Here is a 25319-nt window from a genome sequence, read left to right as displayed (position 1 = left end):
GGCGCGCGTGCGCCCGGTTGGCACAACAAGCGTGGCACGGGAAATCGTCCCGGGGCCAGCGGATAAGCGGGTGAGCCCCGCGCGGACGCGCCCGGCCGCCCTCGTCCGCGCGCCCGCCCGCGTAGGATCGGCCGACGTGACCGAGGACCAGGACCCCGCCGTCGACCCCGCGCACGACGGCACGCAGGACCACTACTTCACCGCGAAGCCGGCGTCCGCCGCCGAGCGCCGCACGATCTCCGTGCGGCTCGCGGGCCGGGACGTCGAGGTCGAGGTCGCGTCCGGCGTCTTCTCCCCCGGCCGCCTCGACCTCGGCACGCAGGTCCTGCTGCGCACCACCCCACCGCTCGACGACGTCGTGGCGGCCCGGTCCGCCCGCGCGGACGGCGGGTCCGACGGCGACGCGGCGCACGTCCTCGACCTCGGCTGCGGCTGGGGCCCGGTCGCCCTGACGATGGCCCTGGAGGCCCCGGCCGCGACCGTGTGGGCCGTCGACGTCAACGAGCGCGCGCTCGATCTCGTGCGGCGCAACGCGGAGCGGCTCGGCCTGTCGAACGTCCGCGCGGTCGTCCCCGACGACGTGCCCGACGACGTCGCGTTCGCCGCGCTGTGGTCGAACCCGCCGATCCGCGTCGGCAAGGACGTCCTCCACGCGATGCTGCTGCACTGGCTCCCGCGCCTCGCGCCGGGCGCGAGCGCGCACCTCGTCGTGCAGCGCAACCTCGGGTCGGACTCGCTCCAGCGGTGGCTCGCCGAGGCGCTGCCGCCCCTGCTGCCGGGCGCGGTCGTCGAGCGCGCCGCGAGCGCGAAGGGCTTCCGGGTGCTGGAGGTCGTGGCCCCGGCCTGAGCCCGGCGGTCAGGCGGACGCGCGGTCCGTCCCGGCCGTCTCGGGCGCGCGACCGTCCGCGGGCACAGGCACCTCGACGGCGGCGGGCTCGTCGGGTCCGCGCGACGTCTCGCCGTCGGCGGCGCGCTCGGGCGCCGGCGCGGCCGGTGCCGGCAGGAACGACGCGAGGTCGACCTCGCCCGAGTAGACGAGCTCGGCCGGCCCGGCGAGCTCGACGCGGTCGCCCTCGAGCGCCCGGACGCGGACCGTCCCGCCCGGGACGTCGACGAGCCAGGTGTCCGGCGCGTCCGGACCGCCCCAGACGCGGACCGCGAGCGCCGCGGCGCACGCACCCGTGCCGCACGACGGCGTCTCCCCGACGCCGCGCTCGTGCACGCGCATGCGGACGCGCCCGACGAGCGTGCCGTCGTCGGCCGTCGTCTCGCCCAGCGGCACCACGAGCTCGACGTTGGTGCCGTGCGCCGGGTGCGGCTCGACGACCGGCGCCTGGGTGAGGTCCGCGCGCGCCAGCACGTCCTCGCGCGCGACGGCGAGGACCGTGTGCGGGTTGCCCAGGTCGACGCTCAGCGCGGGGCGCGGGACCTCCCAGCCACGGACGACGACGGTCGCGTCGTACCCGTCGTGCAGCGCGGGCCGCCCGCCCGGGAGGAACCACGGGCCCATGTCGACCGCGAACCAGCCGTCGTCCTCCTTGCGCACGCGCTTGACGCCCGCGCGCGTCCCGACGGGGACCTCGGTCCCGCCCGCGAAGCTCACGAGGCCGAGCCGCTCGGCGAACGCGGCGAACACGCGCACGCCGTTGCCGCACATCTCGGCGACGGAGCCGTCGGCGTTGCGGTAGTCCATGAACCAGATGGCGTGCGGGTCCTCCGCGAGCACCTCGCGCGACTCCGGCACGAGCGCCGTCGGGACGAGGCGGATGACGCCGTCGCCGCCGATCCCGCCGCGGCGGTCCGCGAGCGCGCGCACGAGCTCGGGCGTGAGGTCGAGCTTGCCCGTCGTGTCCGCGAGCAGCACGAAGTCGTTGCGGGTCCCGTGGCCCTTGGTGAAGCGGGTGCGCGTCATGAGCCCAGAGTACGGCGCACCGGGGCGGCGCTGTCCGCTTCGTCCGCCTCCGTGGCCGCGCCCCGGCCCTGCGCGGCGGCGTGCTCGTCGGCCGCGGCGACGAGGGCGAGGGCGTCCTGGACACGGGTCGGGGACTGCGCGTCGAGCCAGTGCACGCGAGGGTCCCGCCCGAACCAGCCCATCTGCTTGCGCGCGAGGCGGCGCGTGTTGGCGGTGACCGCCTCGCGCGCGGCCTCCTCCGTCGTCTCCCCGTGGAGCGCGGACAGCACCTCGGCGTACCCGACGGCGCGGCGCGCCGTGCGCCCCATGCCCCGCGCCTCGACCCGGCGGACCTCGTCGACGAGCCCTTGCGCCCACATCCGCTCGACGCGGCCCGCGACGCGCGCGTCCAGCACCGTCCGGTCGCAGTCGAGGCCGAGCTGGACGGTCGGGCGCACGAAGGCCTGCCGCGGGAGGTTCGCCGTGAACGGCGCCCCGGTGAGCTCCATGACCTCCAGGGCGCGCACGATCCGCCGCGTGTTGGCAGGGCCGATGCTCGCGGCGGCCGCCGGGTCGCGCCGGGCGAGCTCGTCGTGCAGCGCGCGCGTCCCCTCCCTCTCGGCGCGCGCCTCGAGCGCCGCGCGCACGGCGGGGTCGGTGCCGGGGAACCGCATGTCGTCGAGGAGGGCGCGCACGTAGAGTCCCGACCCCCCGACGACGACGGCGCGCGCCCCGCGTGCGGCGATCTCGTCGAGCGCCCGACGCGCCTGCTCCTGGTAGCGCGCGACCGACGCGTCCTCGACGGGGTCGAGCACGTCGAGGAGGTGGTGGCGCACCCCGCGGCGCTCGTCGACGGGGACCTTCGCGGTGCCGACGTCCATGCCGCGGTAGAGCTGGTACGCGTCGGCGTTGACGATCTCCGCCGGCGCGCCGGGCACGGACAGCCGCTCGGCCAGGTCGAGGGCGAGGTCCGACTTGCCCGTCGCGGTCGGTCCCACGACGGCGACGACGACGCGACGGCCGTGCGGGTCGTCGCGGTGCTGCGCGCCGGTCGGGTCGTGCTCGGTTTTCACCCGCGCAACGGTACCGGCCGGGTGGTCCGAGCCTGGGTCGTGTGGGCGGTGATGCGTAGTGTGTCCGGTGGACGGTCCGCCTGCTCGCGGGCCCGCCACCGACCCCGTCGCGTGCCCCGACCCGCCCTCTCGCGGGTGGCGCACGGACGCACACACCGACGACAAGGACTCGAGACATGGGTTTCTTCACCAAGCCGGACGCCGCCCCGACCAGCCAGAACGCGCCGGTCACGCGCGAGCGGGTCGAGGCGTTCCTCAAGAGCCGCGACTGGCGGTACTTCGTCGACTCCGACGGGGACCTCGGCGGCAACTGGGACGGCAAGGTGTTCTTCTTCTTCCTCATGGGCGAGAAGCAGGAGATCCTGCAGGTCCGCGGCCGGTGGAACCGGACGCTGCCCGCGGCCGCCGAGGCGCAGGTCGTGCTCGTCGCCAACGAGTTCAACCGCGACAAGATCTGGCCCAAGGTCTACACGCGCGTCGAGGACGACCAGGTCGCCGTGTACACGGAGGTCGCCACGGACCTCGAGTTCGGCGTCGCCGACGACCAGCTCGGCCAGCTCGTCGAGTGCGGCCTGTTCACGGGTCTGCAGTTCTTCGACGCGCTCGACGAGCGCTTCCCCGACACCGCGGCGCAGGCCGTCGTCACTGACGGCGCCGACGTCGACGCGCGGTGAGCGCGGCGCACGAGCGCACCGACGGCGGGGGCTCCCCGCACGGCACGGCCCCGGGCGGGGAGGCGACGGCGGCGTTCCAGGTCGACCTGCGCGGCGTCGTCGACCTCCTCGCCCGGCACCTGTACTCCAGCCCGCGCGTCTACCTGCGCGAGCTCCTGCAGAACGGGGTCGACGCGATCACGGCGCGGGTCGCGCTGGAGGGCCCGGAGGCGCCGAGCCGCATCCTGCTGCGCCCGCTCGCGGACGGCGGTCTCGAGGTGCACGACTCGGGAGTGGGCCTGACCCGCGACGAGGCGCAGGAGCTGCTCGCGACCATCGGGCGCAGCTCCAAGCGCGACGTCGAGCTGGGCTCGGGCCGCGAGGAGTTCCTGGGCCAGTTCGGCATCGGGCTGCTCTCGGCGTTCATGGTCGCGGACGAGATCGAGCTCGTCTCGCGCTCGGCCCGCCCGGACCCGTCGGGCGCGCCGGTCGCGCCGGTGCGCTGGCGGGGCCGCGCGGACGGGCGGTACGAGCTCGTCGAGCTGGGCCCGGACGACCCGGACGCCCCCGTGGAACCCGGGAGCGTCGTGCGCCTGCGCCCGCGCCGGGACACCGAGCACTGGCTCGCTCCCGAGACCGTGGTCGCGCTCGCGCAGGACTTCGGCTCGCTCCTGCCCGTCGAGCTGCTCGTCGAGACGCGCCTCGACGAGGCGCCGGGCGGCGCGGACGCGGTCGGTGCGGACGCGCGCGTCGTGCTGCGCCGGCTGAGCGGCGACGAGCTCCCGTGGCGCGCCGCGCACCCGACGCCCGCGGCGCGCGACGCGGCGCTCACGGGCTACGCCGAGCGGACGCTCGGCTTCGCTCCGCTCGCCCGGATCGACCTCGACCTGCCCCTCGCGGGGCTGTCCGGCGTCGCGTACGTGCTGCCCGCGGCGGTCGCGCCGACGACCACGGCGCGGCACCGGGTCTACCTCAAGCGCATGCTGCTCGGCAGTGCGGTCGACGACCTGCTGCCCCCGTGGGCGTTCTTCGTCCGGTGCGTCCTCGACGCGTCCGTGCTGCGTCCGACCGCGTCGCGCGAGGGCCTGTACGAGGACGAGGTCCTGCTCGCGACCCGGGACGCGCTCGGCGCGCAGGTCCGCCGGTGGCTGCTCGAGACGCTCGCGGCGGACACCGTCCTCGCGCGACGCTTCCTGGAGACCCACCACCTCGCGGTCCGGGCGCTCGCGCTCACCGACGACGAGATGCTCGACGTCGCGGCGCGCGTGCTGCCGTTCGAGACGACCGCCGGGACCGGTACGCTCGCCGACCTCGCGGAGGCCCACCCGGAGGGCCGCCTGCTCTACACCTCGAGCGTCGAGGAGTTCCGCCGCATCGCCCCGGTCGCGGCCGCGCAGGGCCTCGCCGTCGTCAACGGCGGGTACGTCTACGACGCGGACCTGCTCGAGCGCGTCGCCGCACGGTTCCCGCGGTGGCGGTTGTCGCCGGTCGCCGCGACCGACGTGGCGCACGTCCTCGCCGAGGTCGAGCCGCTGCGCGAGCTCGAGGTGGCGGACGCGCTGGCGTCGGTCGACGCCGCTCTCGCCGAGCAGGACTGCGACGTGGTGCTGCGCCGGTACGAGCCCGACGCCCTGCCGGCGATGCTGCTGCACGACCGTGACGGCGACCACGCGCGCGAGGCGGCCCGGGTGGCCGAGACCGACGACCTCTGGGGCGAGATCCTCGCGGGGATCAGCGGACCGGCCCGACCGCGCCGGCTCGTCCTGAACGACGCCAACGACACCGTGCGCGACCTGCTCGCGAGCCCCGACGCCGAGGTCCGTGCCGCCGGCGCGCGGTCCTTGTACGTCACGGCGGTGCTGGCCTCGGGAAAGCCGCTGCAGCCGGTCGAGGCCGCGCTCATGAACGACTCGTTGTCGCTCCTGCTGGCCCGCGCCCTCGCGACCCCCCGCCCCGACCCGCACATCGACCCGCACACCGACGAGGAGAACCGATGACCCGGTCCGTGGACCAGGTGAACGCCGCCCTGTACGACGTCCGCCGCATGCCCTACGGCCTCGCGCGCTCCACGGCCGCCGCGGCCGAGGTGGAGCGCGTGGAGGCCGAGGGGCCGGACGGGGCGCGCGCGTACGCGCTCTTCGTCCTCGTCGAGTCCTTCGTCTGGGGCGGCGAGGTCACCAAGGCCTACCTGCCGTTCACCAAGATGCTCCGCTGGTGGGACGAGCACCCCGAGCACTTCGACGCCGAGGACGCGCACTCGCTCTTCTGGTCGTTCAAGTGGATGGTCGGGCACCTCATGGAGTTCCCCACGGTCCCCGCCGCGCAGATCGAGCGCACGCTCGACGACATGGCGCGGCGCTACGCGCTCGCCGGGAACGGCACGAACGCCGTCGCGCTGGAGCGCTTCGAGTGGGCCCGCGAGCGCGGCGGCGCGGACGTCGAGGACGCCTATCGCGCGTGGGTCGCGACCCCGCGGGACGAGTACTCCCAGTGCGAGGCGTGCGAGCCGGGCGACCGCGCCGCGTACCTCTTCGAGACGGGTCGCCACGAGGAGGGCATCCGGCTCCTCGAGCAGGTGCTCCAGGGGTCGCCCTCGTGCGCCACGGAGCCCGGCGACATGCTCTCCCACCTGCAGCTCGCGTACCTGGAGGTCGGCGACGCGGAGGCGGCCGCCCGTACGCACCGGCGCGGGGTGCGGCACCTCGACACCGGCGTGTCGATGACGGGGCCGAAGGGCCGGCACGTCGAGTTCCTCGCGCGCACGGGCAACGCGTCGCGCGCGCTGCGCCTGCTCGCCGAGCACCAGACGTTCCTCACCGAGGCCGACTCGCCGGGCGACCGGCTCGGCTTCCTCACGAGCGTGAGCGTCGCGACGGGCGTGCTGCGGGCCGAGCACGCGGACGCGCCGCTCGCCCTGCGCGACGTGCCGGCGACGACCGTCGCGGAGCTCGACGACTGGGCGCGTCGCGAGGCCACCGGGCTCGCGCGCGCGTTCGACGAGCGCAACGGCACGACCGCCGCGTCGGAGCGGCTCCGCGCCGCGTGGGACCACGGGACCCGCTCCCTGCCCGTGGACCTCTCGGTCCTGTCGGCCGCACCGGAGCCCGTGGTCGGTGCTCCGACCGGACCGACCGTCGGCGGCGCCGACGTGGCGGACGACCGGGTGGCGGCGCTCTCGTCGGACGGCCCGGCCCCGTCGCCCACCGGTGACGTCCCGGGCGCGGACCTCGCGCGCACCGCGCTCGGCACGCACGACGCCGGGCACGCCGCGGACGAGCCCACCGACGCCGAGGGACTTCTCCGGCTCGCCGACGAGGTCACGCGCGAGGACCCGGTGCGCGCCGCGCAGCTCCGGCGGCGCGCGTCGGCGCTGCTGGAGGCGGCGGGCCACCTCGACCGGGCAGGGTTCGCGCTCGCCGAGGCCGCCCAGCTCGCGGCCGTCGAGGGCGACGACGAGGGTGCCGCCCCGGCGTTCGTGCACGCGCTCGCGCTGGTGCGCGCCGGCGGTGTCGCGCCCCGGTTCGTCGGGCCGGTCGTGCGTGCGTACGCGCGGCTGGAGGCCGGGCGCGGCGACGTGACCGGCGCGCTCGCGCAGCTCCAGCGCACGCTCGACGACCTCGACGCGCCGGTCCCGGACGCCTCCGAGCAGGCTCCGCGCGCGGCCGACCTCGCCGAACGGGACTCCGCGGCCGACGAGCGGGAGCGCCGCGACCTGCGGGACACCCGTGCCCGGCTGCTGGCGACCGCGGGAGAGCTCGACGCCGCGGCCACGCTCGCCGAGGCGGTGGCCGAGGAGTTCGCCCGCGCCGGCCAGGTCGCCGACGCCGCGCACGCGTTCTGGCTCGCGGGTCGCTCCCGGAGCGAGGCCGGTGCGGACGCGGACGCCGTCGACCTCCTCGAGTCCGCGATGGAGGGCTTCGCGATCGTCCACGACCGCGACGCCCGGACGATGGTCGCGAACGAGCTCGTCGCGACGCTGCGTCGTCTCGGGCGCGAGCAGGACGCCGCCGCCGTCGGGGCGGGGCTCAGCGGCTGACGGACCTGGCCGGCCCGGGCGCGGCGAGGGCGCCGTCGTCGTACCAGCGCACCTCGTAGCCGCGCCCCTCGTACTCCCCGGTCGCGACGTGGCGGTGACCGGTGCCGGGCGTCGCGCCGAAGCCGGCGAGCACGGCGTCCGGTGCCGCGCTCCGCGGGTCGTGCACGACGACGAGCCGCGCTCCCTGCCGCGCGAGGTCGGCGCCGAGCGCGCGCGCGGCGGCCGGGTCGTCGTCGAGCTCGACGACGTCGGCAGGCCCCGTCCAGCCGGCGCCGGCGAGGGCGAGGAGTCCGACCGACGCAGCCGTCCCCGCCACGGCGGAGCCCGGCCCGTCCGCACGGGTCGCGGCGGCCCACGCGGTGTCGAGCCACGCGTCCGCGACGCCCGCCGCCGCGAGCGACGCCCGTGCCGGTCCCCGCGTCCGCGCGGTTCCCGGCGCCACGACGACCACGGGGGCCAGGGCGGACCGGTCTCTCCGCGGAGGCGGGACGCCGTCCACCAGTCGACCCAGCGCCAGGAGCGCCGCGGTGCGCGTGGCGTCGAGCACCGAGGCGGTGCCCGCCGCGCCGGGGACGAGGAGTGGGGTGCCGGGCAGGACGACGGCGCGGACGGTCACGCGCCCACCGTAGCGGTCGTCGCGACGACGTCGGCGATGCGACGTCCGGGGGCGTGCGCGAGTACGGTGGGTGGGTGAGGTTCTTCGGGGCGCGGGACGACGACGACCGGCGGGACGCTGATCCCGGCGGGGCTCCGGACGGCGGCGGTGTGCCCGGCCGCGCCGGGGACGAGCTGCAGTCGCAGGTCGAGGACCTCCTGGCGCGAGAGCTGGGTCAGGTCGCGACGGACGTGCTGCGTCCCCCGACTCCCCTGTCCCTCTCGCGGGTCGTCGAGTGGATCACCGACAGCGGCTACAGCTACTTCGTCGACTCCGACGGCGACGTCGGCGGGCTGTGGCACGGACGGCTGTTCTACTTCCTGCTCTTCGGCCACGGCGACGAGATCCTGCAGGTCCGCGGTCAGTGGAACCGTGACCTCGCCCTCGAGCGGCTGGAGGAGATCCTCGAGTTCTGCAACGAGTGGAACGCGGACCGGATCTGGCCCAAGACGTACACGCGCGTGCGCGACAACGGGATGATCCAGGTCTTCACCGAGGTGACCGTGGACCTCGAGCACGGCGTGACGGACGACCAACTCGACCAGCTCCTCCAATGCGGGCTGAGCACCGGGTCGATGTTCTTCGACGCGCTCGACGAGTTCTACCCCGACCCGGCGAGGCAGGCGCCATGACGCAGGCCCGCACCAACTGGTTCACGCGTCTGTTCGGCAACCGCCGCCCCAAGGCGCCCGACTCGCTCCCGCGCGAGGAGGAGCTGCCGCGCGCGCTGTCGATGGCGCGCATCGGCGACCACCTCACCCGTCGCGGCTACCACTTCCGCGTGGACGACGACGGGGACATCACCGGGACGTGGGACGGGCACCGCTTCTGGTTCCTGCTGCTCGGCGACCGCTCCGAGATCCTCCAGGTGCGGGGGCGCTGGTCGACGTCGCTCCCCCTCGAGTCCCGGCTCGTGACGCTGCAGGCCGTGAACGACTGGAACCGCGAGCGCATCTGGCCCAAGGTCTACGTCCGCGAGGAGGCGGGCCGGCTCGCGCTCTACGCCGAGGTCTCCGTGGACCTCGAGCACGGCGCGACGGACGACCAGCTCGCCCAGACCGTCTCGTGCGGTCTCGGCACCGCCGTACAGCTCTTCCACGCTATCGGCGCGCAGCTCCCCCCGGGGACGCTCGACGACTGACGCCGGTCAGGACGTCCCGGCGCGAACGGCCGGTTCCGCCGGTGGGGTTCGCTGCTCAGGCGCGGACCGTGGGGAGGCCGAGGACGACGGGACCGGACGCGGCGCCACCGCCGTGACCGTGCCCGTGGTCGTCGTCGCCACCGCCGAGACGGGCGCGCTCGCGCGTCGCCCACGCGTCGCCGGACCGGGTGCGACGCACCGCGAACGTGCCGCCGTCCGCGAGCGCCGAGTCGGCGATGAGGTGGTGCGGCGCGGAGCGTGTGACCTCGACCGTGACGACGTCGCCGGGCCGTGGCAGGCGGGCGTCGAGGTCGTCCGCGAGGCGCGGGTCGACGGACCCGGGCGTTCCCGCGCCGGCGGACGCGGCGTCGTCGGGCACCCCGGGCACGACGTCTTCGGGGAGCGCGAGGTGCACGAGCCGGTTGTCGGGGGCGCGGCCGGTCACGCGGTGCGTCGCGCCGTCCTTGCGTCCCGCGCCCTCACCCACGAGCACGTCGATCGTCCGGCCGACCTGACGGGCCGACTCCTCGCCCGCGATGCGCTCCTGGAGCGCCTGGAGCCGCTCGAACCGCTCCTGCACGACCTCCTTGGGGAGCTGCTCGTCCATGGTCGCGGCGGGCGTGCCCGGGCGGGGCGAGTACTGGAACATGAAGGCCGAGGAGAAGCGCGAGGCCTCGACGACGCGCATCGTCTCCGCGAAGTCCTCCTCGGTCTCGCCCGGGAAGCCCACGATGATGTCGGTGGTGATCGCGGCGTCGGGCATGACCGCCCGCACCCGGTCGAGGATCCCGAGGAACCGCTCGGAGCGGTAGGAGCGGCGCATCGCGCGCAGGATCCGGTCGGAGCCCGACTGGAGCGGCATGTGGAGCTGGGGCATGACGTTCGGCGTCTCGGCCATGGCCGCGATGACGTCGTCGGTGAACGCGGCCGGGTGCGGCGACGTGAACCGGACGCGCTCGAGGCCGTCGATCGTCCCGCACGCGCGCAGGAGCTTGGCGAACGCGCCGCGGTCGCCGAACTCGACGCCGTAGCTGTTGACGTTCTGGCCGAGCAGGGTGACCTCGATGGCTCCGGCCTCGACGAGCGCCCCGACCTCGGCGAGGACCTCGCCCGGGCGCCGGTCGCGCTCCTTGCCGCGCAGGTGGGGGACGATGCAGAACGTGCACGTGTTGTTGCAGCCGACGCTGATCGACACCCAGCCCGCGTAGACCGACTCCCGCTTGGTCGGCAGCGTGGACGGGAACACCTGCAGCGACTCGGCGATCTCGACCTGGGCCGCCTCGTTGTGGCGCGCCCGCTCGAGCAGCACGGGCAGCGCGTCGAGGTTGTGCGTGCCGAAGACGACGTCGACCCACGGCGCCTTCTCGACGATCGTGCCGCGGTCCTTCTGGGCGAGGCAGCCGCCCACGGCGATCTGCATCCCGGGCCGCGCGGCCTTCACCGAGGCGAGCTGGCCGAGGTTCCCGTAGAGACGCGTCGCGGCGTTCTCCCGGACGGCGCACGTGTTGATGACGACGACGTCGGCGCGGTTCGCGGCCTCGTCGTCCGCGCTCGCGCGCGTGTAGCCCGCCTCCTCCAGCATCCCGGCCATGTGCTCGGAGTCGTGGACGTTCATCTGGCAGCCGAGCGTGCGGACGACGTAGGTGCGCGGGCGCGCGTCGTCGGCCGACGCGGCGGGGACGGCGCGAGGCGCGAGTGCGGCCGGGGCGGGGGCGGGGGCGATCGTGGACATCACCGTCCAGGGTACGGCGCCGGGTGCCGTGTTACGGAACTGTTGCCCGACTGTTGCCGGATGAGGTGGCACCGTGCAACAGAAGGGACATAGTGTCCAGGAATGGCCGACGAAACCTCTTCGCCGTCCGACGCGCAGCGCAGCGCGCAGGACGCTCAGCCCCGCCCCGCCGAGCAGGTCCTCGGTGAGCCGCTCGTCGAGCTGCGCGACGTCAACAAGCACTTCGGGGAGCTGCACGTGCTCCGCGACATCAACCTGACCGTCCGGCGCGGGGAGGTGCTCGTCGTCATCGGCCCCTCGGGGTCGGGCAAGTCGACGCTCTGCCGGGCGATCAACCGGCTGGAGACGATCGACTCCGGCGAGATCCTGGTGGACGGCGAGCCGCTGCCCGAGGAGGGCAAGGCGCTCGCGCGGCTGCGCTCCGACGTCGGCATGGTCTTCCAGTCCTTCAACCTCTTCGCCCACAAGACGATCCTCGACAACGTCACGCTCGGCCCCGTCAAGGTGCGCCGCGAGAAGGGGAAGGTCGCGAAGGACCGTGCGCTCGCGCTGCTCGACCGCGTCGGCGTGAAGAACCAGGCCCAGAAGATGCCCGCCCAGCTCTCGGGCGGGCAGCAGCAGCGTGTCGCCATCGCCCGCGCGCTCGCGATGCAGCCCAAGGTGATGCTCTTCGACGAGCCCACGTCGGCGCTCGACCCGGAGATGATCAACGAGGTCCTCGACGTCATGGTCGCGCTCGCCAAGGAGGGCATGACGATGATCGTCGTCACGCACGAGATGGGCTTCGCCCGCAAGGCCGCGAACCGGGTCGTCTTCATGGCCGACGGCCAGATCGTCGAGGAGGCCCACCCCGAGGTGTTCTTCACGGCGCCCACGAGCGACCGCGCCAAGGACTTCCTCTCGAAGATCCTCACCCACTGAACCCCCGGGCACGCACGAGCCCGGCCCGACAGCCCCAGAACCCGGTCGACCGTCGAGGCACACCTTCGACGGGCGGCCACCACTCACGAAGGGTAGGAACGATGCGCACACGACACGCAGGTGCTGCCGTGCTGGCCGCTCTCACCGCGCTCACGCTCGCGGCGTGCGGCGGCGGCGAGGTCGACGGCGGCGACGACGCGACCGACACGGCCACCGACACGGGCGACACCGGCGGTGGCGCCGAGGGCTCGATCAAGATCGGCATCAAGTTCGACCAGCCGGGGCTCGGGTACCAGGACGGCTCCACCTACACGGGCTTCGACGTCGACGTCGCCACGTACGTGGCAGGCGAGCTCGGCTACGGCGAGGACCAGATCGAGTGGGTCGAGGCGCCGTCCGCCCAGCGCGAGACGATGCTCCAGACCGGCCAGGTCGACATGATCTTCGCGACCTACTCCATCACCGACACGCGCAAGGAGACGGTCGCGTTCGCCGGGCCGTACTTCGTGGCCGGGCAGGACCTGCTCGTCGCCGAGGACAACACCGACATCACCGGGCCGGAGTCGCTCGAGGGCAAGAACCTGTGCTCCGTCACGGGCTCGACGTCGGCGCAGCGCATCAAGGACGAGTACGCCGCGGGCGTGCAGCTCCTCGAGCGTCCCGGGTACGCGGAGTGCGTCACCGCCCTCACCGCGGGCCAGGTCGACGCCGTCACGACCGACGACATCATCCTCGCGGGCCTCGCGGCCCAGCCCGCCAACAAGGGCAAGGTCAAGGTCGTCGGGGCGCCGTTCTCGACCGAGCGCTACGGCGTCGGGCTCCCGCAGGACAACGACATCTGCGAGGACGTCAACACCGCGATCGAGAAGATGATCGAGGACGGCTCCTGGGAGGAGTTCGTCACCAAGAACACCGAGGGCACCGGGTACACGCCCAACGCCAGCGAGAACCCGCCGACGGTCGACCCCTGCGCCTGACCGTCCACGGCCGGGGGAGCCGCGCGACGGCGCGCCGCTCCCCCGGCCGCCGGGCCGTCGACTCGGCCCGGCACGTACCCTCCCGGAGGACCACCAACCGTGGGTGACTACCTGTCGCAGACCTGGGCGCTCGCCCGGGAGTACGACGTGCTCGGCGCGTTCTGGGTCAACATCCAGCTGACGTTCTGGGCGGCGATCCTGTCGCTCGTGCTGGGCACGGCGCTCGCGCTCATGCGCATCTCCCCCGTGCCGAGCCTGCGCTGGGCCGGGACCGCGTACGTCAACGTGTTCCGCAACACCCCGCTGACGATCATCATGACGTTCATGGTGCTGGGGCTGTGGGGCCAGCTCAACGTCACGCTCGCCCCCGACTTCGCGGCGAACTTCTTCCGGCTCGCCGTCCTGGGCCTCTCCATCTACCACGCCGCGTTCGTCTGCGAGTCCATCCGGTCGGGCGTGAACACCGTGCCGATCGGTCAGGCCGAGGCGGCGCGTGCGATCGGCCTGTCGTTCCTGCCCGCGGCGCGCCTCGTCATCCTGCCCCAGGCGTTCCGCGGCTCCGTCGCGCCCCTCGGCAACACGCTCATCGCGCTGCTGAAGAACTCCACCGTCGCGGCGGCGGCGAGCGTGACGACGGAGACGTCGAGCCTCATGAAGAACATGATCGAGTTCAACTCGAACTACATCTACGGGATCTTCCTGACGTTCGCGATCGGCTACGTCATCCTCGTCATCCCCATCGGCCTGCTCACCACGTCCCTCTCGAACCGACTGGCGGTCCGCCGATGAGCACCCAGCAGTCCGTCCTCTTCGACGCCCCCGGCCCTCGCGCCCGGCGCGCGATCCTCGTCGGGAACGTGATCGGCGCGGTCGTCGTGCTCGGCGTCGCGGCGCTCGTGCTCGTCGCGCTCGGCCGCAAGGGCCAGCTCGCCCCGGAGCTGTGGTCCTCGCTGTTCACGTCGGACGCCTGGCAGTACTACTTCATCCCGGGCCTGCAGAACACGCTGCGCGCCGCCGGCTTCGCGATCGTCGGCGCGCTCGCGTTCGGCCTCGTGTTCGGCACCGGGCGGCTCTCGCACCTGCGCGCCGTGCGCATCGTGAGCGGCATCGTGGTCGAGTTCTTCCGCGCCGTCCCCGTGCTGCTCATGATGATCTTCTTCTGGCTGCTGCTGGGTCTGAGCAAGGTCGACGACGCGCCGTTCCTCGCGGTGGTCTTCGCGCTCGTGCTCTACAACGGCTCCGTCATCGCGGAGCTGGTCCGCTCGGGCGTCGGGAACCTCCCGCGAGGCCAGAGCGAGGCCGGGCTCGCGATCGGGCTCACCGCCGGACAGACGCTGCGGTCGATCCAGCTCCCGCAGGCGCTCATCGCGATGCTCCCCGCGCTCGTGTCCCAGCTCGTCGTCGTCCTCAAGGACTCGGCGCTCGGGCAGATCATCACGTACAACGAGCTCCTGCGGGCCGCGCAGCTCTACGGCGTCGGCAACGGCAACATCCTGCAGTCGCTCGTGCTCGCCGCGGTGATCTTCATCGTCATCAACTGGCTGCTCACGCTCGTGGCGCGCTGGCTCTCCCGCTTCCTCAGCGGTCGCACCGCGGGTGCGACCGCCGCCGGCCCCGGCATCGGCAACCCCACGGTCGTCGCGGGTGGACCGACCGAGGACGCGCCCGCGGTCTCCGCCACCCGCTGACGGACTCAGTCGAGCGGGGGCTCGACGGTCTCGGCGTCGAGCTCGCGCTGGACGATCTCGAAGGCCAGCGACGGGCTGTAGCCCTTGCGGGCGAGCGCCCCGACCGTCCGGCGCACCCGCACGTCGCGGTCGAGGCCGCGCGTGCGGGCGAGGCGCGTGCGCGCCAGCTCGAGCGCCGCGTCGGCCTCGGAGTCGTCGTCGACCTGCTCGAGCGCCGCGGCGCCGACCTCGCCGTCGATGCCGCGGCGCCGCAGCTCGGTCGAGATCGCGCGGCGGGACAGCCCGCGCTCGGCGTGCCGGGTGCGGACGATCATCTCGGCGTACTGCGCGTCGTCCACCAGACCCACCTCCTCGAAGCGGTCGAGGATCGGCAGCACGACGTGCTCCGGATAGCCCTTGCGCGCGAGGGACTGCGCGAGCTCCGCGCGGCTCTTCGGTGCGGCCGTGAGGATGCGCAGCACCGTCTCCCGAGCACGCTCGGCGAGATCGGCGTCGCTGATCTCGCCCCGTTCGACGAGCTCGTGGAGGGTCGGGCGCGGGCGCCGCGCAGCCTTGCGGCCGGCACGACGCCCGTCGTCCACCTCGGGCGGGTCGGAGCGCTCGACGCCCTCGTCCCCGCCCTGCCCGCCGATCAGAACGGCGACTTCTTCCCCTTGGCGGCCGCGGCCGGTGCCTTCGCCGCGGCGGGAGCCGCAGCACCGTCGGCCGCGACCGTCACGCCCGCAGCCGGGTCGGCCGGCGCGTCGACCTTGGCGCCGACGCCGAGCTTCTCCTTGATCTTCTTCTCGAGCTCGTTGGCGAGGTCCGGGTTGTCGCGCAGGAACGAGCGCGCGTTCTCCTTGCCCTGGCCGAGCTGGTCGCCGCCGTAGGTGAACCACGACCCGGACTTGCGCACGAACCCGTGCTCCACGCCCATGTCGATGAGGCCGCCCTCGCGCGAGATGCCGACGCCGTAGAGGATGTCGAACTCGGCCTGCTTGAAGGGCGGGGCCATCTTGTTCTTGACGACCTTGACGCGGGTCCGGTTGCCGACCGCGTCGGTACCCTCCTTGAGCGTCTCGATGCGGCGGATGTCGAGCCGGACGGACGCGTAGAACTTCAGCGCCTTGCCACCGGTCGTCGTCTCGGGCGAGCCGAAGAAGACGCCGATCTTCTCGCGGAGCTGGTTGATGAAGATCGCCGTCGTCCCGGACGCGTTGAGCGCACCCGTGATCTTGCGCAGCGCCTGCGACATGAGGCGGGCCTGGAGGCCGACGTGGCTGTCGCCCATCTCGCCCTCGATCTCGGCCTTGGGCACGAGGGCCGCGACGGAGTCGATGACGATGATGTCGAGCGCGCCCGAGCGGATGAGCATGTCCGTGATCTCGAGCGCCTGCTCCCCCGTGTCGGGCTGGGAGACGAGCAGCGCGTCGGTGTCCACGCCGAGCTTCTTGGCGTACTCGGGGTCGAGCGCGTGCTCGGCGTCGATGAACGCCGCGATGCCGCCCGCGCGCTGCGCGCTCGCCACCGCGTGCAGCGCGACGGTCGTCTTGCCGGAGGACTCCGGGCCGTACACCTCGATGACGCGCCCGCGCGGCAGGCCGCCGATCCCGAGCGCGATGTCGAGCGCGATGGACCCCGTGGGGATGACCTCGACGGGAGCGCGGCCCTCCTCGCCGAGGCGCATGACGGAGCCCTTGCCGAAGCTCCGGTCGATCTGGGCGAGGGCTGCCTCGAGCGCCTTCTCGCGGTCTGCGGGTGCGGGCATGTCAGTCCACCTTCGGTTCGACGTTCATCTGTTCGTTGTGGCCCGACGCTACGGGCAGCCACCGACACGCGGCTCCGGCGACCCGCGAACCTGTGGATCGTCGTGCTGGACCGGCGTCCTGGGCCCGCCGCGGCGGGCCCTGTGCACAACTCTAGCCGAACACGTGTTCGATCCCGGAACGCGCACCTCGGCGTGTCACGCGTCTCGCGCGTCGCCGGACGACGACCACGCCTCCCCCGGCCGCAGCACCACGACCCGCGTGCCCGGCGCCTCGCGCTGCGCGGCGGCCTCGAACGCCGCCCCCGCGTGGTCCATCCAGCCGCGCGGGAGGTGCCGCCCGCCGGGCGCGTGCAGCGTGCCCCAGTGCACCGGGATCGCGACGCCGACGCCCACCTCGGCGCACACCCGTGCCGCCTGAGCGGGGCCGAGGTGCCCGCCCGACAGGCGCGGGCCCCACCCGCCCACCGGGACCAGCGCGACGTCCACGGGGCCGCCCGCGAGCGCCGGGAGGTGGACCATGTCCGGGTAGTGCTCGGTGTCCCCGACGGCCCAGACCCGGACGCCGCGCGGGCCCGGGGCCCGCACGAGGTGACCGTTCGCCGCGTTGGGCCGGTGCGGCATCGGCCGGTGCCCGTGCACCGCCGTCACGAGGCGCACCTCGACCCCCGCCGCGGCCGGACCGACCGCGTGCCACGCGTCGTCGAGCCCGACGCCGCGCAGGCCCCGGGCCCGCAGCCACCGCGCGTTCGCCGGGGCGGTGAGCACGGGCGCGTCGCCGAGGAGGCGCAGGGAGCGCAGCTCGGCGTGGTCGTGGTGCAGGTGCGAGAGGAGGACGGCGTCGCTGCCCTGCCACACCGCGGCGGGCCTCTCCCCGCGCCGCCGCAGCATCCCGGCGTGCCGGTGCAGGAGCGGGTCGGTGACGAGCCGCACGCCCGGGACGCCGGCGCGGCCGGAGCCCAGGTCGAGGACGACGCTCGAGTGACCGAGCCAGGTCACGCGGACGCTCACGGCTCCCCCTCCGCCGCGGGCGCGGCGGGTCGCAGGCCGAGGTCGCCGAGCCAGGCGACGAGCCGCCGGTGGACCGCCTCGGCCCCGACGAGCATGCGCGCGCCGTCCACGTCCTCGAGCTCGTCGTCGGGCAGCGCCAGGTGCGCGGGATGCAGGAGCACGGCCTCGTTCTGCGCCCCGCCGAGGCCGCCGTGCGACCCGACCAGCCCCTCGAACGCGTGCACCATCCCGACCTCGTCCACGCGCGAGACGAGCACGAGGTCGCCCGCGTCCTCGAGGTCCGCGACGCGCAGCAGGTCCGCCGCCGCTCGCGACCCGTAGCCCGTGAGCGGGTCCTGCCCGACGACCTCCCCGGTCCGCAGGTCGCGCGAGCCGCCCCGTCCGTGCGCCCGCAGCGCGCCGCCGGTCCCGCGCTCGACGACGACGCCGACGGCGGGGCTGGCCACGAGGCCCGGGAGCAGCGCGGGCCACCGCGCGCGCACCTCGTCCCCCGTGAGCCGCCGCGGCTCGCGCGGGAACCACACCATGCCCAGGTTGCCCGACCCCACCACCGCGACCTCGGGCAGCTCGGGCAGCGCGGCCCCGGGACCGCCGCGTCGCTCGGAGCGGTCCGGGCCGACCAGCATGCGCCCCGCGCCCTCCGGGACGGCCTCGGGCGCCGCGGGCCGCAGGGCGTTGAGGGCCGTGTTCGTCGGGCCCCACGCCTCGCTGTCCGGGGCCGTGGCCCGACGGCGCCCCTCGCCCCGCGACCTGCCCTCGCCCGCGCGGGGGCCGTCGTGCGGGCCGGGTCGGAGCGCCATCAGACGACGGACCTCGTCGAGGAAGGACCGGCCCTCGACCTGCTCGAACGTGGACCCGAGCGACTGCCCGTGGTCGGACAGCACGACGACGTCGTACCGGCGCGGGGACACGGCCGCGACCTGCTCCCAGAGCCCGACGACGCGGTCGAGGCCTTCCAGGGCGCGGAGCGACTCGGGGCGCAGCGGCCCGGCGTGGTGGGCGATCTCGTCGTAGTCGACGAGGTCGACGCACACGACCGGCGCCCCGCGCACGAGCTGCTCCGCGACGAGCGTCGTGTTGAGGTCGCGCAGCACGACGTTCGTGACCGCGCGCAGCACCGGGTACCAGCCGAGGCGCGAGACGCGGGGCTCGACGCCGCGCACGGCCTGCTGCCAGCCCTGGTAGAGCTCCTTGAAGAACTCTCCCAGCGCGACCACGACCGCACGCACGAGCACGAACGGGCTCGCGAAGAAGTGCACGAACATCTGGCCGGGCCCGAGACCCTCGCGCGCCCGGCTCATGACGAGCAGGCTCGTCGCCGCGTCGCCGGAGAACATCGTGGAGACGGCGACTCCCCCGCCCGCGAGCAGCCCGGAACCGTCGCTCGTGCGCGCCTCGACCGCCGCCGCGTCGGCGGGCCGGTTCGTCACCACGAGCCGCCCGAGGGCACGCGACCACCAGCGGAACGCGGGCACGTGCTCGGTCGAGCCGTGCAGGAGTCCGATCGTCGAGGCGGGCGTGGTCGCGGGCACGCGGGCCCACCACGTCGTGAGGTGGTGGCTGCCGCTCCCGAGCCAGCGCGCGAGGGTCGGGGTGAGCCCGGCCTGGAGCGCGTAGTCGAGCGTGGGGCGCGCGACGCCGTCGAGCAGGACGACGAGCAGGCCGGCCGGCCGCTCGGCCGCGCCCACCGCGCCGCGGTCCCGTCGCGGCAGACCGGCCTGCCGGCGCGCGCGCCGGAGGAGGTCGCCCAGGACGTACTCGTTGTCGCTCGCCCCCACGACCCAGCGCCCGATCGCCATGAGGACGGCGGCGAGCACGAGGACCGCGAGGACGTCCACCCAGGACCCGCTCCGGAACCCCGGCAGGTACGTGAGGGCCGCCCACGCGACCGCGAGCTGCGCCACCACGCCGGACACGAGCGCGCCGACCACGCCGAACCGGTGCGCGAGGCTCCGCAGCACGGGGCGCAGGAGCACGTCGCCCAGACCGACCGCGAGCGCCGCGAGGAGGAGCGACCACGGGTTGGTGACCTCGACCCCGGGCACGAACCAGATCGCGAGCCCCAGGCCGACGGTCGTCGAGACGAGCGACCAGACCGCGCCGCGGACGTCCGCGGCGGTGACGCGCGGTCCCGGCGCGGGGCGACGACGGGCGGGGACGCTCATGGCGCCATCATGGTCGCGCGCGGCGCGGTGTGCCCCTCGACCGGGTCGGAGGCCGGGACCCGACGCGCCGCGCTCACCGGCGGGGCGGCGCCTGGCGGTGGTCGTCGTGGCCCCAGCGCCGCGCGTCGGGCACGTCGAGCGCGTCGCACAGGGCGTGCCAGACGACGCGCGGCTCGACGCCGTCCTCGAGGGCCTGGGCCGCCGTCCGGTCGTCGAGCGCGGACAGCACCTGCTCACGGACGTAGGCGCGTCCCAGGGACGCGCCGAACACCTCGTCGACCAGCTCGGAGAACTCGCGGTAGCGCACGGCACCAGCCTCCCACGGACGAGGGGCGGGTCCACCCCCTCCCCGCCCGGACGGGCCCGGCCCCGCGGCGGGCGACGCGTCCCGGCACGCGGCGCCGGCGCGCCGACGCGGCGCTCGGCCGCCGTCCCTCGCGCGGGCGGCACGCCGGTCTCCCGTCGCGCGGCGCGTGTGGGTGGGCGCGACGACAATGAGCGGGTGACCACGGACCCGCTCGCGCGCTTCGCCGCGCCCACGCGCTCCTGGTTCTCGGGCGCGTTCGACGCCCCGACCGCCGCGCAGGCGGGGGCGTGGGACGCGGTGTCGAGCGACCGGCACGCGCTCGTCGTCGCCCCGACCGGGTCGGGCAAGACGCTCGCGGCGTTCCTCTGGTCGCTCGACCGGATCATGGGCGCGCCGAGGGCCGGCGAGGAGGTCGCCCGGGAGCACCGCTGCCGCGTCGTGTACGTGTCGCCCCTCAAGGCGCTCGCCGCCGACGTCGAGCGCAACCTCCGGTCGCCGCTCGCGGGCATCCGGCAGGCGGCGGTGCGCCTCGGGCTCGAGGTGCCGGACGTCGTCGTCGGCACCCGGACGGGCGACACGCCCACGAGCGAGCGGCGGCGCCTCGCGACGCACCCGCCGGACATCCTCATCACGACGCCCGAGTCGCTGTTCCTCGTGCTGACCTCGCAGGCCCGTGCGGGTCTCGCGGGCGTCGAGACGGTGATCGTCGACGAGATCCACGCCGTGGCGGGGACCAAGCGCGGCGCGCACCTCGCCGTGTCCCTCGAACGGCTCGACGCCTTCCTGGAGGCGCAGGGCCGACCGCCCGCGCAGCGCGTCGGGCTCTCGGCGACGGTCCGACCCGTCGAGGCCGTCGCGACGTTCCTCGGCGGCCACCGCCCGGAGGCGGAGGCCGGGCGCGAGGTGGTCGTCGTGCAGCCGCCCGCGAGCAAGCGCATCGAGGTCGACGTCGTGGTGCCCGTCCCCGACCTCGCGGACCTCGGCACGGCCGCGCTCGTGCCCGACACCTCGAGGCGGACGGCGGCGGGGGCAGACGATCCCGGTGGTCGTGACACGGCGCCGGGGACGACGACCGACGGCCTCCCGCCCCTGCCCCCCGGCGAGCCCGACCTGTCGGGTCCGGCGACCTCGCGGCCCACCGGGGCACCGGGCGTCCGCCCTCCGCGGCCGTCGGTGTGGCCGCACGTCGAGGAGCGCGTCGTCGACCTCGTCGCCGACCACCGCTCCACGCTCGTCTTCACCAACTCGCGCCGGGGCGCCGAGCGGCTCACGGCGCGCATGAACGAGGTGTGGGCGGAGCGTCAGGGCGAGGACGTCCTCGACCCGGGGACGGTCACCGCGGCCCAGGTGCAGGCCCAGTCGGGCGCGAGCTCGGGCGTCGAGCCCGTCATCGCCCGCGCGCACCACGGGTCGATGAGCCGCGCCGAGCGCACGCGCACGGAGACCGAGCTCAAGGACGGACGGCTGCCCGCGGTCGTCGCGACGTCGAGCCTCGAGCTCGGCATCGACATGGGCGCGGTCGACCTCGTGGTGCAGGTGGGCGCCCCGCCGTCGGTCGCGTCGGGGCTCCAGCGGATCGGCCGGGCGGGGCACCAGGTGGGCGCCGTGTCGCACGGCGTCGTGTTCCCCACGCACCGGGGCGACCTCGTGCCGTCGGCCGTCGTGGCCGAGCGCATGCGCACCGGGGGCATCGAGGAGCTGCACGTGCTCGCGAACCCGCTCGACGTGCTCGCGCAGCAGGTGGTGGCCATGGTCGCCGTCGACGAGTGGACGGTGGCGGAGCTCGCGACCGTCGTGCGCCGCAGCGCGCCCTACGCCCACCTGGGCGACGCGTCGCTGCACGCGGTGCTCGACATGCTCGCGGGACGCTACCCGAGCGAGGACTTCGGCGAGCTGCGCGCACGGATCGTGTGGGACCGCGCGTCCGGGCGGATCACGGGTCGTCCGGGGGCGCTGCGCCTCGCCGCGACGAGCGGCGGGACGATCCCCGACCGCGGGATGTACGGCGTCTTCCTCGCGACGGACTCCGGGACCGTCGCGGGCGACCCGGACACCGCGGGCGGCCGGGCGCCGCGCGGCGGGAAGCGCGTCGGCGAGCTCGACGAGGAGATGGTGTACGAGTCGCGCGTCGGCGACACGTTCACGCTCGGGTCGAGCACGTGGCGCATCGAGGACATCACGCCCGACCGCGTGCTCGTGACCCCGGCGCCGGGCATCCCGGGGCGCCTGCCGTTCTGGAAGGGCGACTCGCCCGGCCGGCCCGCCGAGCTCGGCCGCGCCCTCGGTGCCTGGGTCCGCGAGACCGACACCCTCGCGGCGGACGACCACGACGCCGCGGCCGATCGGCTGCGCTCCGCGGGGCTCGACGCGTGGGCGAGCGACAACCTGCTCGCCTACCTCCGCGAGCAGCGCGACGCGACCGGCCGCGTCCCGGACGACCGGACGGTCGTCGTCGAGCGGTTCCGCGACGAGCTCGGGGACTGGCGCGTCGTCGTGCACTCGCCCTACGGGGCGAAGGTCCACGCCCCGTGGGCGCTCGTGCTCGCCGCGCGGCTGCGGGAGCGGTACGGCGTCGACGCCGCCGCGATGCACGCGGACGACGGCATCGTCCTGCGCCTGCCCGACACCGGGGACTCGTGGCTCGAGGGGTCGAGCGACGGGACCGGCGGGCTCGGCGGCGACGCGCCGGTCGTCCCCGTGGAGGACCTGCTCCTCGACCCCGACGAGGTCCTCGACGCGGTGCGCGACGAGCTCGGCGGGTCCGTCATGTTCGCGTCCCGGTTCCGCGAGGCCGCGGCGCGTGCGCTCCTGCTCCCCCGGCGTCGCCCGGACCGCCGCCAGCCGCTGTGGCAGCAGCGCCAGCGCTCCGCCCAGCTCCTGTCGGTCGCGTCGCAGTACCCCGAGTTCCCGATCGTCCTCGAGGCCGCGCGCGAGTGCCTGCAGGACGACTTCGACGTCGCGGCGCTCACCGACCTCATGCGCGACCTCGCCGCCGGGCGCGTGCGCCTCGTCGAGGTGACGACGCCGACGCCGTCGCCGTTCGCGCAGTCCCTCCTGTTCGGGTACACGGCGCAGTTCCTCTACGACGGCGACGCCCCGCTCGCGGAGCGGCGGGCGGCGGCGCTGTCTCTCGACCCGACGCTGCTCGCCGAGTTGCTCGGCGGGGACGGCGTCGCGGCCCAGCTCGCCGACCTGCTCGACCCGGCGCAGATCGAGCGGACCGAGGCGGAGCTCGGCGCGCTCGCGCCGGAACGCCAGGCCCGCCACGCCGAGGACGTGTGGGACGTGCTGCGCCGCGTCGGCCCCCTCACGGACGCCGAGGTCGCGGCCCGCACGCGCGAGGACGTGCGCGCCGGCGCACAGGAATGGCTCCGCGAGCTCGAGGCGGCCCGGCGCGTGATCCGCGTCCGGCTGGCGGGCGTCGTCCCCGAGCGGGCGGTGCAGTGGGCCGTCGTCGAGGACGCCGGGCGACTGCGCGACGCGCTCGGCGTCGCGCTGCCCGTCGGCATCCCCGAGGTGTTCACCGAGCCCGTGCCCGACCCGCTCGGCGACCTCGTGCGGCGCCACGCGCGCACCCACGGACCGTTCACCGCGGCGGACGTCGCGGCGCGGCTCGGCCTCGGCGTCGCCGTCGTGGCGCAGACGCTGGAGCGGCTCGAGGCCGCCCGGATGGTCGTCCGCGGTCGCCTGCGGCCGGAGTCGATCGGGGGCACCGGCGACGACTGGTGCGACGCCGAGGTGCTGCGCGTGCTGCGGCGCCGCTCGCTCGCCGCGCTGCGCGCGGAGGTCGAACCGGTGGCGTCCGAGACCCTCGGCGTCTTCCTCCCGCGGTGGCAGGGGCTGGGTGCGCTGCGCGGGGCAGACGGCCTCCTGCGCGTCGTCGAGCAGCTCTCGGGGGCCGCCGTGCCCGCGTCGGCGCTCGAGACGCTCGTCCTGCCGTCGCGGGTCACGGACTACACGCCGACGATGCTCGACGAGCTCACGACGACCGGAGAGGTCGTGTGGTGCGGCCACGCCCCGCTGCCCGGCTCGGGCGGGGGCGACGGGCTCGTGAGCCTCCACCTGGCCGAGTGGGCGCCGCTCACGCTGCCGGACCCCGGTCCCGCGCCGGAGACCGGGCTCCACGCGACCCTCCTCGACCTGCTCGACGGCTCGGGCGGCTACTTCCTCCCGCGGCTCGCCGAGCGGGCGGGCGCCGAGGTCGGGCCGACGCTCGAGGCGCTGTGGGACCTCGTCTGGTCGGGGCACGTGACCAACGACGGGCTGGGCTCGTTGCGCGCCCGGCTCGGCACGGGCGGTGGTGCGCACCGCGCCCCCCGGGCTCCCGCGCGCGCCCGTCCGGTGGGGCGCGGCCGGTTCGCAGGCCTGCGGCCGCCGACGTCCCCGGACACCACGCTGCGCGGCGGAGCGGGCCGCTGGTCGGCGCTGCCGCGGCGCGAGACCGACCCGACCCGGCGCGCGCACGCGCTCGCGCGCGTGCTGCTCGACCGGCACGGGGTGCTCACGCGCGCCGTCGCCCCCGCCGAGGGCGTCGCGGGGTCGTTCCGCGCGGTGTACCGCGTGCTGAGCGAGCTGGAGGCGACCGGGGCGGCGCGGCGCGGGTACTTCGTCGAGCACCTCGGCGGTTCCCAGTTCGCGCTGCCCGGCGCGGTCGACCAGCTCCGCACCGACGCCCAGGACCGTGAGCGGGCGATCGAGTCCGCCGCGGCCCGCGGGTCGGGCAAGGGGCCGGACGGCCAGCCTCGGCCGCGGCCCGACGACGGCACGTCGCGCGGGGGCCCTCGCCCGGGCGCGGTGCTCCTCGCGGCGACCGACCCCGCCAACCCCTACGGGGCCGCGCTGCCGTGGCCCGCGCGACCGGCCGCGGCGAGCCCGGGGCCGGGCACCGCGGCGGCCGGGCCGGCCGGCGGCGGAGCGCCGTCGGATCGTGCGGCGACCAGTGGCGAGGCGTCTCGCGGGCACCGCCCCGGGCGCAAGGCCGGGGCCGTCGTCGTGCTGAGCGACGGCGACCTCGCCCTGTACGTCGAGCGCGGAGGACGGTCGGTCCTCTCGTTCGTCGACGGCCCGCGGCTCGCGGAGGCGAGCGCCGAGCTCGTCCGCGCGGTGCGCGCGGGCCGGCTCGGCAAGGTCGTGGTGCAGCGGGTCGACGGCGTCGAGGCGCTGGCCGGGGCGGGCACGACGGCCACGTCCGCCGACGAGGCGGTCCGTGCCCTCCTCGACGCCGGGTTCCGCGCGACGCCGCGCGGTCTGCGGGCGGCCTGACGTGGCACCCCTGCGATCACGACCCGGTGGGAGCCGGGGACGCCCGCCGAGCATCGGGAGGGA

Annotated in this window: 19 protein-coding genes and 1 pseudogene; 11 read left to right on the top strand and 9 right to left on the bottom strand. The window is 75.4% G+C overall.

All coding sequences use genetic code 11. The features are described 5' to 3' along the window. Nucleotides 1-136: 136 nt before the first annotated feature. Nucleotides 137-847, top strand: coding sequence for a class I SAM-dependent methyltransferase (locus NHH00_RS08260; protein WP_253051341.1), 711 nt, complete (start codon nt 137-139; stop codon nt 845-847). Between the two features lie 165 nt (nt 848-1012). Here the strand turns inward: NHH00_RS08260 and dapF are convergent. Further along, nucleotides 1013-1912: pseudogene (gene dapF / locus NHH00_RS08255) on the bottom strand (diaminopimelate epimerase); the annotation flags it as partial. After that, nucleotides 1909-2964 carry a tRNA (adenosine(37)-N6)-dimethylallyltransferase MiaA gene (miaA, locus tag NHH00_RS08250; protein ID WP_253051340.1) on the bottom strand — a complete coding sequence of 352 codons (1056 nt, stop codon included), beginning with the start codon at nt 2962-2964 and terminating at the stop codon, nt 1909-1911. The gene miaA and the pseudogene dapF, both read right to left, overlap by 4 nt. 176 nt (nt 2965-3140) lie before the next feature. Between miaA and NHH00_RS08245 the strand changes: the two genes are divergently transcribed. From NHH00_RS08245 to NHH00_RS08235, 3 genes are read left to right on the top strand one after another with little or no spacing between them, the layout of a single operon-like run. Continuing rightward, the gene (locus tag NHH00_RS08245; RefSeq protein ID WP_253051339.1) at nt 3141-3638 is read left to right on the top strand and encodes a YbjN domain-containing protein; all 498 of its coding nucleotides are present in this window, start codon (nt 3141-3143) and stop codon (nt 3636-3638) included. Next, entirely contained in the window at nt 3635-5614 is a 1980-nt protein-coding gene (locus NHH00_RS08240; RefSeq protein WP_253051338.1) for an HSP90 family protein, read from the top strand. The genes NHH00_RS08245 and NHH00_RS08240 overlap by 4 nt, the downstream gene beginning before the upstream one ends. Next, nucleotides 5611-7653, top strand: a complete 2043-nt coding sequence (locus tag NHH00_RS08235) for a hypothetical protein (RefSeq protein WP_253051337.1) — start codon at nt 5611-5613, stop codon at nt 7651-7653. Before NHH00_RS08240 ends, NHH00_RS08235 begins: the two co-directional genes overlap by 4 nt. Here the strand turns inward: NHH00_RS08235 and NHH00_RS08230 are convergent. After that, nucleotides 7643-8269 carry a hypothetical protein gene (locus NHH00_RS08230; protein ID WP_253051336.1) on the bottom strand — a complete coding sequence of 209 codons (627 nt, stop codon included), beginning with the start codon at nt 8267-8269 and terminating at the stop codon, nt 7643-7645. The genes NHH00_RS08235 and NHH00_RS08230 overlap by 11 nt on opposite strands. A 74-nt stretch (nt 8270-8343) precedes the next feature. Here NHH00_RS08230 and NHH00_RS08225 point away from each other — a divergent pair, with 74 nt between their 5' ends. Further along, complete coding sequence (locus tag NHH00_RS08225; protein ID WP_374614602.1) at nt 8344-8940, top strand: YbjN domain-containing protein; 597 nt, start codon at nt 8344-8346, stop codon at nt 8938-8940. Continuing rightward, nucleotides 8937-9449 carry a type III secretion system chaperone family protein gene (locus NHH00_RS08220; RefSeq protein WP_052877713.1) on the top strand — a complete coding sequence of 171 codons (513 nt, stop codon included), beginning with the start codon at nt 8937-8939 and terminating at the stop codon, nt 9447-9449. Before NHH00_RS08225 ends, NHH00_RS08220 begins: the two co-directional genes overlap by 4 nt. 55 nt (nt 9450-9504) lie before the next feature. Here NHH00_RS08220 and miaB read toward each other — a convergent pair whose 3' ends face one another. After that, nucleotides 9505-11181, bottom strand: a complete 1677-nt coding sequence (gene miaB, locus NHH00_RS08215) for a tRNA (N6-isopentenyl adenosine(37)-C2)-methylthiotransferase MiaB (RefSeq protein ID WP_253051335.1) — start codon at nt 11179-11181, stop codon at nt 9505-9507. Between the two features lie 102 nt (nt 11182-11283). Here miaB and NHH00_RS08210 point away from each other — a divergent pair, with 102 nt between their 5' ends. The 4 genes from NHH00_RS08210 (at nt 11284) to NHH00_RS08195 (ending at nt 14767) form a co-directional block, all read left to right on the top strand. Further along, nucleotides 11284-12102, top strand: coding sequence for an amino acid ABC transporter ATP-binding protein (locus NHH00_RS08210; RefSeq protein WP_253051334.1), 819 nt, complete (start codon nt 11284-11286; stop codon nt 12100-12102). A gap of 101 nt (nt 12103-12203) precedes the next feature. Beyond that, nucleotides 12204-13079 (top strand): glutamate ABC transporter substrate-binding protein, encoded by an 876-nt coding sequence (locus tag NHH00_RS08205; protein WP_253051333.1) that lies wholly within the window; start codon nt 12204-12206, stop codon nt 13077-13079. Nucleotides 13080-13178: 99 nt separating this feature from the next. Further along, nucleotides 13179-13868: an amino acid ABC transporter permease gene (locus NHH00_RS08200; RefSeq protein WP_253051332.1), complete on the top strand. Its 690-nt coding sequence runs from the start codon at nt 13179-13181 to the stop codon at nt 13866-13868. Continuing rightward, a complete protein-coding gene (locus tag NHH00_RS08195; protein ID WP_253051331.1) occupies nt 13865-14767 on the top strand; it encodes an amino acid ABC transporter permease in 903 nt (300 codons plus the stop codon). Before NHH00_RS08200 ends, NHH00_RS08195 begins: the two co-directional genes overlap by 4 nt. A 5-nt stretch (nt 14768-14772) precedes the next feature. Here NHH00_RS08195 and NHH00_RS20995 read toward each other — a convergent pair whose 3' ends face one another. The 5 genes from NHH00_RS20995 to NHH00_RS08170 form a co-directional block, all read right to left on the bottom strand. After that, nucleotides 14773-15348, bottom strand: coding sequence for a regulatory protein RecX (locus NHH00_RS20995; protein ID WP_253051330.1), 576 nt, complete (start codon nt 15346-15348; stop codon nt 14773-14775). Between the two features lie 50 nt (nt 15349-15398). Next, a complete protein-coding gene (gene recA, locus NHH00_RS08185) occupies nt 15399-16514 on the bottom strand; it encodes a recombinase RecA (RefSeq protein WP_253051329.1) in 1116 nt (371 codons plus the stop codon). Nucleotides 16515-16709: 195 nt separating this feature from the next. Beyond that, the gene (locus NHH00_RS08180; RefSeq protein ID WP_253051328.1) at nt 16710-17522 is read right to left on the bottom strand and encodes an MBL fold metallo-hydrolase; all 813 of its coding nucleotides are present in this window, start codon (nt 17520-17522) and stop codon (nt 16710-16712) included. After that, nucleotides 17519-19687 carry a phage holin family protein gene (locus NHH00_RS08175; protein WP_253051327.1) on the bottom strand — a complete coding sequence of 723 codons (2169 nt, stop codon included), beginning with the start codon at nt 19685-19687 and terminating at the stop codon, nt 17519-17521. The genes NHH00_RS08180 and NHH00_RS08175 overlap by 4 nt, the downstream gene beginning before the upstream one ends. Nucleotides 19688-19760: 73 nt before the next feature. Then, a complete protein-coding gene (locus NHH00_RS08170; RefSeq protein WP_087471778.1) occupies nt 19761-19994 on the bottom strand; it encodes a DUF3046 domain-containing protein in 234 nt (77 codons plus the stop codon). 195 nt (nt 19995-20189) lie between these two features. Here NHH00_RS08170 and NHH00_RS08165 point away from each other — a divergent pair, with 195 nt between their 5' ends. After that, complete coding sequence (locus tag NHH00_RS08165) at nt 20190-25256, top strand: Lhr family helicase (RefSeq protein WP_253051326.1); 5067 nt, start codon at nt 20190-20192, stop codon at nt 25254-25256. Nucleotides 25257-25319 lie beyond the last annotated feature (63 nt).

The organism is Cellulosimicrobium cellulans (assembly GCF_024124905.1).
Classification (GTDB): Bacteria; Actinomycetota; Actinomycetes; order Actinomycetales; family Cellulomonadaceae; genus Cellulosimicrobium; species Cellulosimicrobium cellulans_G.
The sequence above is the reverse complement of the archived record's forward strand: the minus strand, read 5'-3'. Positions and strand labels throughout refer to the sequence as shown.